Origin of the sequence: Corallococcus sp. AB011P (assembly GCF_003611605.1) — a bacterium.
GTDB lineage: Bacteria > Myxococcota > Myxococcia > Myxococcales > Myxococcaceae > Corallococcus > Corallococcus coralloides.
Window position 1 is genome coordinate 235,303 of record NZ_RAVX01000008.1, and the last position, 14,945, is coordinate 250,247.

At 70.8% G+C, this 14,945-nt stretch carries 9 protein-coding genes; 6 read left to right on the forward strand and 3 right to left on the reverse strand.

The features are described 5' to 3' along the window. Nucleotides 1-2: 2 nt before the first annotated feature. The 3 genes from D7X30_RS22230 to D7X30_RS22240 are packed head-to-tail and all read right to left on the reverse strand — an operon-like array spanning nt 3 to nt 5,493. On the reverse strand, nt 3-1,907 hold the full coding sequence (locus D7X30_RS22230; protein WP_120564939.1) for a protein kinase: 1,905 nt from the start codon (nt 1,905-1,907) through the stop codon (nt 3-5). A gap of 3 nt (nt 1,908-1,910) precedes the next feature. After that, nucleotides 1,911-3,878 (reverse strand): hypothetical protein, encoded by a 1,968-nt coding sequence (locus D7X30_RS22235; protein WP_120564940.1) that lies wholly within the window; start codon nt 3,876-3,878, stop codon nt 1,911-1,913. A 49-nt stretch (nt 3,879-3,927) separates the two neighbouring features. Then, nucleotides 3,928-5,493 (reverse strand): carboxypeptidase regulatory-like domain-containing protein, encoded by a 1,566-nt coding sequence (locus D7X30_RS22240; RefSeq protein ID WP_120564941.1) that lies wholly within the window; start codon nt 5,491-5,493, stop codon nt 3,928-3,930. A 223-nt stretch (nt 5,494-5,716) separates the two neighbouring features. Here D7X30_RS22240 and mglB point away from each other — a divergent pair, with 223 nt between their 5' ends. The 6 genes from mglB to D7X30_RS22270 all read left to right on the forward strand — a co-directional run bounded on the left by mglB (nt 5,717) and on the right by D7X30_RS22270 (nt 14,930). Continuing rightward, complete coding sequence (gene mglB, locus D7X30_RS22245; RefSeq protein WP_002637270.1) at nt 5,717-6,196, forward strand: gliding-motility regulator GTPase-activating protein MglB; 480 nt, start codon at nt 5,717-5,719, stop codon at nt 6,194-6,196. An 11-nt stretch (nt 6,197-6,207) separates the two neighbouring features. Further along, nucleotides 6,208-6,795, forward strand: coding sequence for a gliding-motility regulator Ras-like GTPase MglA (gene mglA, locus D7X30_RS22250; protein ID WP_014394794.1), 588 nt, complete (start codon nt 6,208-6,210; stop codon nt 6,793-6,795). 108 nt (nt 6,796-6,903) lie between these two features. Further along, on the forward strand, nt 6,904-7,713 hold the full coding sequence (locus tag D7X30_RS22255; protein ID WP_120564942.1) for a dihydrolipoamide acetyltransferase: 810 nt from the start codon (nt 6,904-6,906) through the stop codon (nt 7,711-7,713). A 13-nt stretch (nt 7,714-7,726) separates the two neighbouring features. Continuing rightward, nucleotides 7,727-10,132 carry a tetratricopeptide repeat protein gene (locus D7X30_RS22260; protein ID WP_120564943.1) on the forward strand — a complete coding sequence of 802 codons (2,406 nt, stop codon included), beginning with the start codon at nt 7,727-7,729 and terminating at the stop codon, nt 10,130-10,132. Between the two features lie 5 nt (nt 10,133-10,137). Beyond that, nucleotides 10,138-13,566: a tetratricopeptide repeat protein gene (locus tag D7X30_RS22265; protein ID WP_120564944.1), complete on the forward strand. Its 3,429-nt coding sequence runs from the start codon at nt 10,138-10,140 to the stop codon at nt 13,564-13,566. Beyond that, nucleotides 13,563-14,930, forward strand: coding sequence for a tetratricopeptide repeat protein (locus D7X30_RS22270; RefSeq protein ID WP_120564945.1), 1,368 nt, complete (start codon nt 13,563-13,565; stop codon nt 14,928-14,930). The genes D7X30_RS22265 and D7X30_RS22270 overlap by 4 nt, the downstream gene beginning before the upstream one ends. Nucleotides 14,931-14,945 lie beyond the last annotated feature (15 nt).

Sequence of the window (14,945 nt, forward strand, 5' to 3'; positions counted from 1 at the left end):
GGCTACTGCGTCACCTTCCACGAGAACGGCATCAACACCGTGACCTCCTGGTCGCGGTGCACCGGGAAGCGCAGGCTCTGGGCCTGCGTCTCCAGGCAGCGGCCCACCGCCGTGGACGCCAGCGGTCCGCGCGTGCCCGCGCGCACCTTGCCCGAGGACACGATGGTGAGCTCCACCTGCACCTCGCCCGAGGCCGCCGGCAGGTCGGCCTTGTAGCGCTCGAAGCAGCCGGTGATTTTCGAGCGGCCGCCGGACACCACGCGCTGGATGTCGTCGATGCCCAGCGACACGGGCTCCTTCACCGCCGGCTTCTTCACCCCCTTGCGATGGGACGTGTCCTCCGCCCCGTCGTCCACGGGGCGCGAATCCGTGACGGACGTCGCCACCGCGTCACCGCCCGGCGTGTCGTCCGGCACGGCCCCAGGCGCGGTGCCTTCAGGCCCCTGGGCCTGCGCCCCCGTGGGTGCGCCCTGTCCCTGCATGCCCGCGGCGGCCTGCTGCGCCGGAGCCTGTGAGCCCTGGGCCGGGGCCGCTGGAGTCCCATTCGCCACGGGCGCGACGGCCTGCTGTGCCGGAGGCGGAGGCGTGACGTTGGTCGCGGTGCCACCGGGCCGCGCGACGACGAACGCCACTCCCGCGGCCACCAGCCCCAGGCCCCCCACCACGCCCAGGAGCCAGCGCCGGGACGCAGGCTTCGCCACAGGCGCGCTCGGCACGACCTCCGGCTCGGGAGCCTGCGCCTGCGCGGGGGCCGCCTTGTTCTGCGAGGTCAGCGCCCTCACGCCCGTGCTGCTCGGACGGGACACCTGCTGCCCGTAGGTGTGGGTCCCAGCGCCGGCGACGGGCGGCGAGATGGCCGCGAACTCGGGGTCCGTCGGACGCGCGGCGGTGAGCGTGGCCAGCGTGGGGATGCGCGTCTTCTCCGTGACGCGCTCCTCGCCGAAGTGGTTGCGCAGGAACGTGCCCAGCGTCGGGGCGCTCGCGGCTCCGCCCTGGAACTCCGCCGCGAAGGCCTCCAGCGCATCCGCGAACGCGTCCGACGTCGCGTACCGGTCCTCCGGCTTGAACGCCATGGCCTTGAGGATGATGGCCTCCAGGCCCTCCGGCAGGTCCGCCCTCAGCGCGCGCGGCTTCTCGAACTCGCCCTGCAGCAGCGCGTTGAGCACCGCCAGGTCGTTCTCGCGGGAGAAGGGCCGCACGTGCGTGACGGCCTCGTAGAGGCTGACCCCCAGGGAGAAGACGTCCGCGCGGTGGTCGACCTCCTTCCCCTGCGCCTGCTCCGGCGCCATGTAGATGTACTTGCCCTTCACCACGCCCGTGCGCGTCTGGACCAGGCGCGACTCGGCCTTGGCGATGCCGAAGTCCAGCACCTTCACCTGGCCCTGGTACGTCACGTACAGGTTGGACGGCGACACGTCCCGGTGCACCACGTGCAGTGGCTGGCCCTGCTCGTTGGTGAAGGTGTGCGCGAAGTGCAGGCCTCGCGCCGCGTCGATGAGCACCCGCATCACCACCGGCAGCGGCACGTACTGGCGGCGCCGGCCCGCGAGCCGCAGCGTCGTGGAGAAGTCCTCGCCCGCGAGGTACTCCATGCAGATGTAGTAGCAGCCGTCCGTGAAGCCCAGTTCGTGGATCTGCACGATGTGCGGATGCGACAGCTTCGCCGCGAGCCGCGCCTCGTCGCGGAACATCTCCACGAAGTCCGGGATGGCCGACAGCGCCGGCAGCATCCGCTTGAGCACCACGTTGCGCTCGAAGCCGTCCGCGCCCAGTAGCTTGGCGAGGAAGATCTCCGCCATGCCGCCCTCGGCCAGCTTGCGCACGAGCACGTACTGCCCATACGGCTGGAGGAGCGTCGCGGCGGATGCGCCGGCGGGATCCGGAATGGGAACGCTGGTCTGTGCCATCCCTCAAGGTCCTCGCGGTTTCAGGGTGCGCACCGTGAGTACGTCCGGGGCACCGGGACGCGTCATCTTAAACACCAGCAGGGGGGGCATTCCCATGGGGGCCACCCAGGTATCGAAGCGGTGCTTGGCGTCCAGGGGCACGGCCCGTCCGTTGATGGACAGGCGAGCGTTCACGGGCGCCACACCCGCAGCCCGCACCTTCTCCGCCGCCGGCACACCCTGGCGCGGGCTGTCCACCACCAGCCCCACCACCGAGTTGTCATAGACGAGCTCCAGCTTGTTCATCCGCCCGCCCTTGAGGGCCGCGCCCGCCTGCGACAGCGGCGTGACGGACCACAGGTAGCTGCCCTCGCCCAGCTGTCCCGCCTCCAACGCCGCGCGCGGCTCCGACACCGTGCGCTGCACCACCGGCGTCGCCAACGAGCCCGCCTTGTACACCGCCACGCGATAGCTACGGGCCTGCGGTTCCTCGCCGTAGGTGAACGTCACCGCCGGGGGCTTGTCCTGGTAGAAGATGGTCGTCTTCTCCGGCCCCTCCGGCACCACGTTGCGCACACGCGCCAGCGAACTGGTGGGGGACTCCGGAGCGAAGTGGACGCTGCCCGCCGCCACCTGCGTGCCGTCCTCCTTGCGCGCCCGCCAGTACAGCGTGCCCTTCGCCAGCGCGGACACGTTGACGGAAGCGCGGTGCACGCGCCCCCAGAGCACCGGGCGCTTGAAGGCCGCGTCCTGCGCCGCCTCCACCACCGCGTCGCCCTCGCCCTCCCAGGTGAGCGCCACCTCCGCAAGGCCCCGGTGGTAGACCTCCGTGCCGTCGCCCGGGCCCACCGCGACCACCGCCTCCTCCAGCGGCTCCACCTTCGCGTTGCCATCCGTGCCCACGGTGGCGCGCTCACCGGCGCGCAGCGCCTGCCGCGCCTCGCCCCGCCGCAGCGTCACGTCGCCCGTGTGCGCCGCCACCTGCATGCCGGCGTCGGTGCGGCGGATCTCCAACCTCGCGCCTCCGCCGGACTCCACCGTCATCCCCGGCAGCACCACGCGGCTCTCTCGTCCCATGGCGAGCTGCACGGCCAACAGACCCTGGAGCAGGTTGACGCGCGCCTCATCGACGGTGCCCTGCTGTCCCGCGCTCTCCAGCACCGCCTCCGCGCCTGGAGCGAGCGTCAGCACCGTGCCGCTGTCCTTGAGGGACAGCACCGCCTCGCCGCCCTTCGTCCGCACGCCGTCGCCAAAGGCCAGCACCTCGCCCTCGCGGCGCACCTTGCGCCAGCGGCCCGAGTCCTTCGCCTTCACCTCCGCGACGCCCGAGGTCGCGCGCACCGTCACCGGGATGGGCGCCAGCTCCACGACACGCGGGGCCGCGGGCGTCACCTGCGCGCGCTCGCGGGTCAGGTCCACCGCGTCGCCCTGCGCCGCGCGCAGCGTCTTGCCGTCCTTGGAGACCAGCTCGATGGCGCCCAGCTTCACCTCCACCCGCGCCGAGTCCTCCGCCACCGCGACCTTCACCTCCGACGGATCCGGCCCCACGCGCGTGAGGCCGAAGGGGGTGAGGATGTTCAACGTCACCTTGGAGCCCGCGCTGTCCGCCTTCCCGCCCGCGGGCACGCGCGACAGCACGATGCCGCGCTCCACCTTCATCACGATGCCCGTCGCGTCCGAGCCCACCGCGAACCGGCCCTCGCTGCCCACCTCCACCGTCCGGTCGCCCGGGAAGCGCACCGTCGCGGATCCGCTCTCACCGGTCTCCACCGCGTCGCCCGCGAGCAGCGGCCCCTCCACCGCCGGCCCCACCTTGCCGCCGCGCTCCAGGCGCACGTCGCCGGACAGCCCTTCCAGGCGTCCAATGGGAACGACGGCCCCCGCGTCCACCTCCACCACTGGCGGAGGTTTTGGCGCCTCCTCGCGTTCACACCCCGAACAGCCGGAGAGGAGGACGAGCAGCGACAGCGCCAGGATGCGGACAGGACTCACTGAAACCTCGACGACGACGGACGGGCGCGTCGCGGCACTGCCGCGCGACTCACCGGCCCCTCGGGAACAGATCAACGTTGAGAATGGCCTGCTCGCCTTCGCGCACGGTGACCATCTTCGTCTGGGTCACGTGCCCCGGCGCGGACAGGGTGATGCGGTACGTGCCGCCACGGACGCGCGCGGTGAAGGCGCCGCTCTTGTCCGTGCGCGTGCGCACCTTCGCCTGGGGAATGATCACCGTCGCCACCAGGGGCTGGCCGCTGCGCGCGCTGCGCACCTGGCCCACCAGCGTGGCCAGCTCGCCCTTGCGGTCCTGCGACAGCACCACCACCAGCTCCGACGTCTGCCCCGCCACCACCACCGCGGCCTCTTCCGAGGGGCGGAAGCCCGGCGCGGACATCGCCACGGCCACGGGCCCCGGCTCCAGCCCCTCCAGCAGCACCTCGCCGGCCTTGTTCGTGCGCAGCTGCGCGGAGCCAGAGACGACCTGCACGTCCACAACCGGCGCGCTGTCCTTGCCCTGCACCACCTTCACCTTGAGGGAGCCCGTCTTCGGCGCCTTCTTGCTCAGGCGGAGCTGGACCGGCGCGCTCTCCGTGGCATCACCGCTGACGGTGGCGACCGCCGTCGCGTCCTCATAGCCGTCCACGCTCGCCTGCGTGGACTGCGCGCCCTCGGGGAGCAGCACCCTCAGATGTCCCTGCGCGTCCGCGACCAGCTCCTCGTCCGTGCCCGGCGTCTTCAAGGAGGGCACGCGCACGTGCGCGCCCGGAAGCGGTGCGCCCGTCTCCGCGTCCACCACGCTCAGCGCGACGAAGGCCTGGCGCGGGCCCACGGGCCGCGACGTCCGGCCCACGCTGCCCAGCACCACCTCGAAGCCCAGGCCAATGCGGCGCATCCGCTGCTCGGAGCGCAGGCCGCTGTCCTCCAGCTCCATCGTGTCGTGCGCCTGCTGCACGTCCAGGAGCAGGCGCCCCGTCCAGCCGTCCCTGCGCACCACCGGATACGACAGCGCCGCGCCCACCACGTAGCCGGACGACGACGCCTTCAGCCCGTCCGCCGCGTGCGCGGAGAGCGTCAGCGGCACCTCGCCTCGCGCCTCCAACTGAAGCTGCGCCGGCAGCGCCACCAGCACCCGACCTGAAATCAGCGCCGAGTGCCGCACACCCCGCTGCAACACCGGCGCATAGGTGAACCCGCCGAACAGCGGCAGCTGCGCGAAGCCGTAGCCCGCGCCCAGCTCCAGCCGCACCGGCCCCAGGAACAACCGCCCTCGCGGCCCCAGCGAGCCGCGCACCAGGCTGCCGCCCGTCACGCGCGACGACGCGTCCCGCAGCTCGAAGGCCTCGCGCTGGAGATCCACCTGTCCACCCAGGTACGTCCCCGCCCAGCCCATCAACGTCAGCGCCACGTCGTTCGGCGTCAGGCCGCTGTAGGTGAGCCCGGGCCCTACATCCACCTGCTCACCCTGGCGGGAGGACAGGCCGTAACGAAGGCGCAACGAGGCGCGCTCGGACTCGGGGGCCTGCGCATGGGCGGCCCCGGTACAGGCGAGCGCCAGGACGAGGACGACGAGGCGCGGGAGGATGTCGGTGAGGGGGCTCGGGCGGCGCAAGGCCCGGGAGAGTATAGAGAAGAGGGGCAGGTGTCCCAACCCGCGAAGCCGTCATTCCTTCAAGAAGCGGCGCGGATCACGGCTGGCTTCTTGCTGGAGTGGAACTGCTTTGCTAAGCATGACGGCGGTCGGTAGCGCCTCGTCTAACCTCCGGGATTCACTCCAGAAACATCGGAGCGCCGCCGTGCGCGGGGCGAGCGAACGCTGAGGAGCGCATACGCCCATGGGCACGCAACTGGTGATGTACGAAGAGGAGTTCACCAAGATCAACGCCGTTTGCGACCGGCTCACCAAGGACGCGAACGCGAAGGTGGTCTTCCTCGTCGACAAGAACGGCCAGCTCATCTCCTCGGCCGGCCAGACGCAGAACATCGACACCACGTCGCTCGCGTCGCTGACGGCCGGAAACGTGGCCGCCATGGGTGGTCTGGCGAAGCTGATCGGGGAGAACGAGTTCCCCAACCAGTTCCATGAAGGGGCGAAGGACAGCCTCTACATGACCATCGTGGGCAGCCGCGTGGTGCTGGTCGTCATCTTCGACAACCGCACGAGCCTGGGTCTGGTGCGCTTGCGCATCAAGAAGGCCAGCGACGAGCTGACGAAGATCTTCGAAAGCCTCGTGAAGAAGACCGACAGCCCCGGAGCCGGTTCGCCGTTCGCCGAGATCTCCGACGACGATATCGACAACCTCTTCAGCGAGTAACCCGGGAAGCCATGTCCTTCATCAATTACTCATCCCGCGAAATCAACTGCAAGATTGTCTATTACGGGCCGGGTCTCTGCGGGAAGACGACCAACCTTCAGTACATCTACAACAAGACCGCGGCGGACACGAAGGGCAAGCTGATCTCCCTCTCCACGGAGACGGACCGCACGCTCTTCTTCGACTTCCTGCCGCTGTCGCTCGGTGAGATCCGCGGCTTCAAGACGCGCTTCCACCTCTACACGGTGCCCGGCCAGGTGTTCTACGACGCCAGCCGCAAGCTCATCCTCAAGGGCGTGGACGGCGTGGTGTTCGTCGCCGACAGCCAGATTGAGCGCATGGAAGCCAACATGGAGTCGTTGGAGAACCTGCGCATCAACCTGGCGGAGCAGGGCTACGACCTGAACAAGATTCCGTACGTCGTGCAGTACAACAAGCGCGACCTGCCCAACGCGGTGACCGTGGAGGAGATGCGCAAGGCGCTCAACCCGCGGAACATCCCGGAGTACCAGGCCGTGGCGCCCACGGGCGTGGGCGTGTTCGACACGCTCAAGGCCGTGGCCAAGCTGGTCCTCACCGAGCTGCGCAAGGGCGGTTGACACTCCGCCTGCTGTCCTGCCCGGCGGGCTACCCCCCACCGGGCAGCCCCCGGCAAAGGATGGTATGACCTCGTGCCGTCGGGCAGAGCCGCCTTCCGAGGTCGTACCGTGCGCGTCGCATCCGCCACCTTCCGTCTCCTCGCGCTGCTGAGCGCTGGCCTGTCCGGGCCGGTGTTCGCGCAAGGCGCGTCCCCCTCCCCTGCTTCCCCGCCTCCCGCCGCCGCGCCGGCCGCCGCTGCATCTCCGGCCGCTGGCACGCCGCAGGCCGCCCCCGCCGCGCAGGCACCCACGGGCGACCAGACGGCGGATGAGGCCTTCACGTCCCGCGTGAAGACGCTGGAGGAGCAGGTCGTCGACCTGAAGGAGAAGATCTACCGCTCCAAGGCGCGCCTGCTGCTGCTCCAGGAGTCGGTGATGGGCGGCGAGCTGTCCACCGGCGCCCGCGCGGTGCTGGTGCACAAGAACGAGATGGGCAACGCGTTCCAGCTGGAGTCGGTGGTGTACGCGCTGGACGGCGCGCCCATCTTCACCCAGGTGGACACGCAGGGAGACCTGAACCGGCACCAGTCGCTGGAGGTCTTCAACGGCCGCATCGTGCCGGGCCAGCACCAGCTCGCGGTGCGCCTCGTGTACCGGGGCAGCGGCTACGGCGTGTTCAGCTACCTGGAGGGCTACAAGTTCAAGGTGCAATCCAGTTACACCTTCAACGCGGAGTCCGGAAAGGTCACCACGGTGAACGTGGTGGGTGTGGAGAAGGGCGGCCTCACCACGGACCTGAAGGACCGGCCCGCGGTGCGCTACGACATTGAAGTGGCCAAGGACACGCGCGCGAACCGGCCCGCCGGCTCCGGCTCGGAGACGGAAGGCGCTCCGGGGACACCCGCCGCGCCGGCCACCACCTCCAGCGAGCCGAAGTAGGGAGCGCAAGGCCGTGACCGCGACGCTGCACGCCCTGGCCCTCGCGCTGTCCCTCGGGGCCGCGCCCGCTCCGGCGCCCCAGGCCTCCAAGCCGGGAGCCGCGCTGCCGCCCATGCCCGCTTCGTTGAGCTCGCGCGCGGCCTCGGTGGAAGCGGTGGAGGCGCAGCTGCGCACCGCGGAGCTGTCGCTGCGCTTCGTGGAGACGCAGTTCACGGAGCGCCCCGAGCCCAGCAGCACCGACTCGCAGCTCAAGCGCTTCTCCGAGGGCGAGGTGTATTCGCTCCTGGGGGACTGGGCCGCCGCGTCCGTCCTCTTCTACGACCTGGTGAGCGACCCGGCGTTCAAGGCGAACCCGCGCTACCCGGAGGCGGTCTTCTATCTGGCGGATGCGCTCTACCAGCAGAAGAACGACATCGGCGCGAGGGTGTACCTGCGCGACATGCTGTCGCTGAACCTGACGCCGCAGCGCTACAAGGAGGCCGTGAGCCGCTACCTCGCGGTGGCGGGCAGGCTCCAGCAGTTCGACGGCATCGACGCGTACGTGGAGAAGGCGCGGCAGCTGTCGGGCGGCGTGCTGGCGCCGGACATCGCCTACGTGCACGCGCGCGGCACGTTCAAGCGCATGGATTTGACGCCGGACGAGCACCAGCAGCGCTCGCGCGCGTTGTTCGCTCCGCTGGCGCAGGCGCCCGGCGCCTTCCGAGTGCAGGCCGTCTACCACCTGGGCGTCCTGAGCGTGCAGAGCGGGGACTACCCGGCCGCCATCGCGCAGTTCCAGCGCATCGTGGGCACCGGGCCGGAGGCCGTGGTGTCCACCGGCCTCGCGGAGGCGGAGGCCCAGCGCTTCCGCGAGCTCGCGTTCCTGTCGTTGGGCCGGCTGATGTACGAGACGGGCCGCTACGACGAGGCGCTGGACCACTACGGCCAGATTCCGCGCGAGAGCGAGTTCTTCCCGGAGTCGCTGCTGGAGGTCGCGTGGACGTACGTGCGCAAGCAGGACTTCACGCAGGCGAAGAACGCCACGGACATCCTGCTGCTCGTCGCGCCGGACTCGCAGCTCGCTCCCGAGGCGCGCATCCTCCAGGGGCACCTGCTCCAGAAGCTGCGCCAGTACGACGAGGCGCTGGAGACGTATGACGGCGTGGCGCGCATGTTCACGCCCGCGCGCGACAAGGTGGACGCGCTCCTGCGCGTGAACCATGACCCGGTCGCGTACTTCGACAACCTGCTCGCGCGCAACGAGCGCTCGCTGGACGTGAGCACGCTCTTGCCCCCGCTGGCGCTGAAGTACGCGTCCACGCAGAAGGAGGTCGCGGACGCGGTGCGGATGGTGGGCGACCTGGACAGCGGCCGTCAGGGCGCGGGCGAGGCGAAGGCCATCGCGGAGCGCATCCTGGAGGCGCTGGACGCGCGCGGGCTGGAGGCCTTCCCGGAGCTGCAGGAGGGCTACGTCCGCACGGAGGCCGTGGACACCGCGCTCACCGCCGTGGAGCAGTCCCTGGTGCAGGCGGAGGCCGCGCTGGTGGAGGAGAAGCTGACGCCCGCCGAGCGCGAGAAGCTGCTCGTCGCCCAGGGCGCGCGCGAGGCCCAGCGGCTGCGCTTCGCGGCGCTGCCCACCACCAACAAGGAGCTGGAGGAGCGCCGCCACCGCATGCAGGCGAAGGTGGACGTGGTGGACCGCGAGGCCTTCCGCGTGGGCTATGAGCTCCAGAGCCTGCACGCCAACGCCGCCGCCATCCGCAAGTGGGTGGAGGACACGCGCGACGAGCGGCAGGCCGACCCCGCCGAGGAGCGCGAGTTCCTGGTGCAGCTCCAGGCGGAGATCGCCACGCTGAGGGACCTGCAGGTGGAGCTGGACCGCACGCGCGCCCGGCTCGCCAGTGAGCGCCAGTCCACGGACACGTCGCTGGAGGGCGAGGCCGCCATCCGCGCCCGCTACTCCGCCGCGCTCCAGCAGGAGCACGGCGTCCTGCGCGCCGGTGAAGGCCGGCTGTCCGGCGAGGACACCCGCGTGCTGTTGCGCATGCACACGGTGCGCACGCGCATCGACTCGCTGCGCGGACGGGTGGCGGTGGCCCGGGTGGCGCTGCGCGCGCGGCTGGAGAACCGCGTGAAGTCCATCCGCGACAAGGTGCGCGTGGAGCAGGCGCTGCTCCAGGGCTACGAGTTGGAGGTGGCCGCCGCGTCCGGTGACGCGCGCAACCTGGTGGGCCGCATCGCCTACGAGAGCTTCCGCCGCGTGCGGCAGCAGTTCTACGACCTGGTGCTCAAGGCCGACACTGGCACGGTGGACGTGGCCTTCAGCCGCACGCAGGACAACACCGCGAACATCCAGAAGGTCGCCAAGGAGAAGTCGGACGCACTGCGCGCGCTCGACCTGGAGTTCAAGGACGTCCTGTCGTCGGAAGGGGGGGACTGAAGGCCATGCGCCGCCCTGCCCTCGCCCTCCTCATCGCCCTGGCGCCGCTGGCCGCTCACGCCGCGAAGGCCAAGACGCCTGGCCAGGCCGCGAAGAAGTCCTCCACGCCTTCCGCGCCCGCGGCCCCCGCGAAGTCCCAGCCGGCGCCCGCGGCACCGCCCGCGCCCAACACCTCGCGCTACCTGGACGGCCTGGGCCACACGCCCGAACAGGAGAAGCTGCTGCGCGACGTGAGCCGCGCGCTGGAGGCGTACGAGGCGGAGTCGCGCGACTTCCACCGCGAGGTGAGGCAGCTCATCGAGCGGCGCTACCAGCAGAAGCGCTCGGCGCTCAACAACGCCTACGAGAAGACGCTCACCGCGCTGGAGTCGCAGGAGCGCACGCAACGGCTGGACGCCATCGCCCGCTTCGAGGACTTCCTGCGGCGCTACCCGGACGAGCCTCGTGCCACGCCGGACGTGATGTTCCGGCTGGCGGAGCTGTACTACGAGCGCTCCGCGGACGAGCACCAGCTGGCGCGCAAGGACTACGCGGAGCGCGTGCGCACGATGTCCGACGAGGCGATGGCGGACCTGCCGCCGGAGCCGGACGTGGACTTCACGCCGTCCATCGGCGTGTACCGCACGCTGCTCGCGCGCTTCCCGGACTACAAGCTCAACGACGGCTCCCTGTACCTGCTGGCGTACTGCCTCAACGAACAGCACAAGGACGAGGAGAGCCTCGCCACCTACCAGCAGCTCACCACGCGCTATCCGAAGAGCCGCTTCGCCACTGACGCGTGGACGCGCATCGGCGAGTACTGGTTCGAGGAGGAGACCGACCCGGAGGCGCTGCGCAAGGCCGCGGACGCGTACACCGCCGCCACGCGCGACACGGAGCACCGGTTCTACGACAAGGCCCGCTACAAGCTGGCCTGGACGTACTACCGCATGAACTGGTTCGAGGAGTCCGTGGACAGCTTCCTGCTGCTCCTGGACCACTACCAGTCCCACCAGCAGTCCGGCAGCAAGGCGGACGAAGGCGACCTGCGCTCGGAGGCGCTCCAGTACATCGCGCTGTCGCTGGCGGACGAGACCTGGGGCGGCGTGGCCAGGGCCCGCGACCTCTTCGCGAAGCGCGGCGGGCGGCCCTACGAGGCGGAGGTGTACCGGCGGCTGGGCAACGTCTACTTCGACCAGCTCCGCAACACGGAGGCCATCGCCGCGTATCAGCAGGTGCTGTCCACCCACCCGCTCACCACGGACGCGCCCCGCCTGCAGCAGCGCATCGTCCAGGCCTACGAGCGCGACCGGCGCATGGACCTGTACGCGCGCGAGTCGGAGAAGCTGGCCAACGACTACCTGCCCGGCGGCGCCTGGTACGAGAAGAACAAGGACGACCCGAACGCGCTGTCGCACGCGCAGACGCTCGCCGAGCAGAGCCTCTACTCCGCCGCCGCGTACCAGCACCAGCAGGCGCAGACCTTCCAGAAGGAGGGCAAGGACGCGGAGGCGAAGGCCACCTACGCCGCCGCGGCGCGCGCGTACGGCACCTACCTGGAGCGCTTCCCGCGCAGCAAGACCGCGTACGCGATGCGCTTCTTCCACGCCGAGTCCCTCTTCAACTCGGACGCGTACGGCGCGGCGGCGAAGGAGTACTCGGCCGTGCGCGACTCCAACCAGGACAACACCTACCGGGACGTGTCCGCGCACAACGCGGTGCTCGCCTGGAAGGCGCAGCTGGACGAGGACGTGAAGGCGGGCCGCGTGCCGGAGCGCAAGCCGCTGCGCGCCAGCGAGCGCCCCAAGGACAGCGCGCACGCGCCCGTGGCCCTGGCCCCGACGGAGGCCGCGCTCGTGAAGGCGTCCGACGCGTACGTGGCGCTGCTGCCCAAGGAGGAGGCCGCGCCGGGCATCGCCTACCAGGCCGCGGAGCTGTTCTACACGCACGACGACTTCGCCCAGGCCCGCCCCCGCTTCGAGCGCGTGGTGCAGGCGTACCCGCGCAACCCGGTGGCCGGCTACGCCACCAACCTCATCATCGAGTCCTTCCTCATCGACCAGGACTGGAAGAGCGTGGAGGAGGTCAGCGCGCGGCTCGCCAGCAACGCGCAGGTGGTGGACCCGTCCAGTGAGCAGTACCGCGAGCTGATGAAGTTCAAGCTCGCCGGCCGCTTCAACCTGGCGGACCAACTGGCCACGCAGAAGCGCTACGACGAGGCGGCGAAGAAGTACCTCCAGCTGGTGGAGGAGGCCCCCCGGCACGAGTTCGCGGACAAGGCGCTCAACAACGCGGCGGTGGCCTACGAGGAGCTGCGCCGCTTCGACTCCGCGATGAAGCTCTACGAGCGCATCTACCGCGACTACCCGAAGTCGCCGTGGGCGCACACCGCGCTGTTCCGCGTGGCCCTGAACGCGCAGAAGTCCTACGACTTCGACAAGGCCGTCACCAGCTACCAGAAGCTGGTGAAGGACTATCCGAAGGCCGAGGAGCGAGAGGCCGCGCTCTACAACGCGGCGTCGCTGCTCGAAGGACAGCAGCGCTACGCGGAGGCCGCCGCCGCCTTCCAGCGCTGCGTGGAGCTGTACCCCCACGGGAAGAACGCGCCGGAGAACCAGTACCGCGCGGCTCGCATCCTGGAGAAGCAGGGCGACACCAAGGGAGAAATCCAGGCGCTGGAGGCCTTCGTCCGCAAGTTCGCCAGCAAGGCGGACCAGGTGGAGCTGGTGGTGGACGCGAAGCGCCGCCTGGGCGACGCGTGGAAGAAGCGCGGCAACGCGAAGGAAGCCGAGCGCGCGTACGCCGCCGCCGCGGATGACTTCGACCGCCGCAAGCTGAAGCCGGACACGCAGCTGCGCGCCGCGGAAGCCGCCGCGTACAGCCGCTTCCAACTGGCCGAGCTGGAGTTCCAGCGCTTCGACGCGTTGAAGCTCAGCGGCTCCGGCAAGGCGCTGGAGAAGAGCTTCAGCAAGAAGACCGAAGCCGTGAAGACGGTGGATGCCGCGTACGCGAAGGTCCTGCCGTACAAGCAGCTGGAGTGGTCGCTGGCGTCGTTCTACCGGCGCGGCTACGCCCTGGAGCGCTTCGCGGCCACGCTGCTGGACGCGCCCGTGCCTCCGGAAGTGAAGCGCCTGGGGGACGAGGCGGTGCTGACGTACCAGGACATGCTCACGCAGCGCACCGTGGCCCTGGAGGACCGCGCGGTGGAGAGCTACGCCGCCACGCTCAAGGAGGCGCGCAACAACCGCGTCTCCAACGAGTGGACGCGCCGCACGCTGGAGTCCCTCAACCGCTTCCGCCCCAAGGAGTACCCCGTCCTCAAGGAGGCCCGGGGCGCGCTCGCGTCGGAGACCGTGTATCCGGATGGCCTGCTGGGCAGCCTCGCCGCGCCGCCCGCGCCCGCGCGCGTCGACCCGGACAAGGCGACCCGGCTCACGGAAGGGGGCACGCCATGAACGCGGGCCGCAAGTTCGCGCTCACCGGGCTCGTGCTCTGGCTGTCCGCCTGCGCCTCCGGTCCGGAGACGCGCAAGGACTCGAAGCTCACCGGGCCGGAAGCCGGACCCGCCACCGCCGTCAGCACGTCGCCGAAGTCTGGTGACGCGAAGTCTGGTGACGCGAAGCCCCAGGCGAAGGAACCGGCGCCGGTCGCGAAGTCGCTCGCCGGCCCGGAGAAGGACTTCACCAGCGCGGTGGAGGTCGCCCGGCGCGGTGAGCTGACCATCGCGGAGACCGCGCTCAAGGCCCTGCTGGAGAAGTCCCCGAAGCTGGGCCCCGCGTGGACGAACCTGGGCATCGTGCAGGAGCGCCAGGGCCGCTTCCCGGACGCGGAGCGCTCCTACCGTCAGGCGCTGGCGCTGGACCCGAACCAGGAAGCCGCGTGGGACTGCCTGGTGCGGCTGGCGGCGCGCACGGGCCGCGCGGCGTCGCTGGAGGCGGAGCTGCGCGAGGCGCTGACGAAGCAGGACTCGGTGGCCCGGCGCACGGCGCTGGCGTTGAACCTGCTGCTGCAGAAGAAGCACCCGGCCGCCGTCGCGGAGGCCCGCCGCGCGCTCCAGGTCAGCGAACAGCACGTGCCCGCGATGCAGGTGCTCGCGCAGGTGTACGCCCGCGAGGGCAAGTACGAGCTGGCGTCCATGGTGCTGGGCAACGCGCTCGCCATCGACGCGCAGGACGCGGCCACCCTCAACGCCCTGGGCCTGGTGCACCTGGGCCTCAAGGAGCGCCCCCAGGCATTGGAGCGCTTCCGCCAGGCCATCGCGCTCAGGCCGGACTTCGCCGAGGCGCGCAACAACCTGGGCACCCTGCTCAACCAGGGCGAGGACTACGCCGGCGCCCGCGTGGAGCTGGAGGCCTCCGTGAAGGCCGCGCCGGACTTCGCCGCCGCCCACCTCAACCTGGGCAACGCGTACCGCGGCGAAGGCGACTTCCCCCGCGCCCTGGCCGAGTACGAGCGCACGCTCCAGCTCCAGCCCGACACGAAGGACGTGTACTTCAACCTGGGCCTGCTCCACCTGGACCTGGAGCCCGCAGGTATGGACGCCCTGGAGCGCCTCCAGAAGGCCGCGTCCTTCCTGGAGCAGTACAAGTCCAAGGGCGGCACCGACGAGCGCACCGCGCAGTACCTCAAGGACGCGCAGAAGAGCATCGACCGGGAGACCCGCCGCCGCGAGCGCGAGCGCAAGGAGGGCCTGAAGAAGGCCGCCGAAGCCGCCGTCCCCGCGAAAGCCCCCGAGGCAAACCCGACCCCCGCCTCGCCCCCCGGGCCCCCTGCCACGCGGCCGGGCGCCTCGGGTAAGGTGTCCACAGACGTCCGGTAGCCACGACCTTCCGCC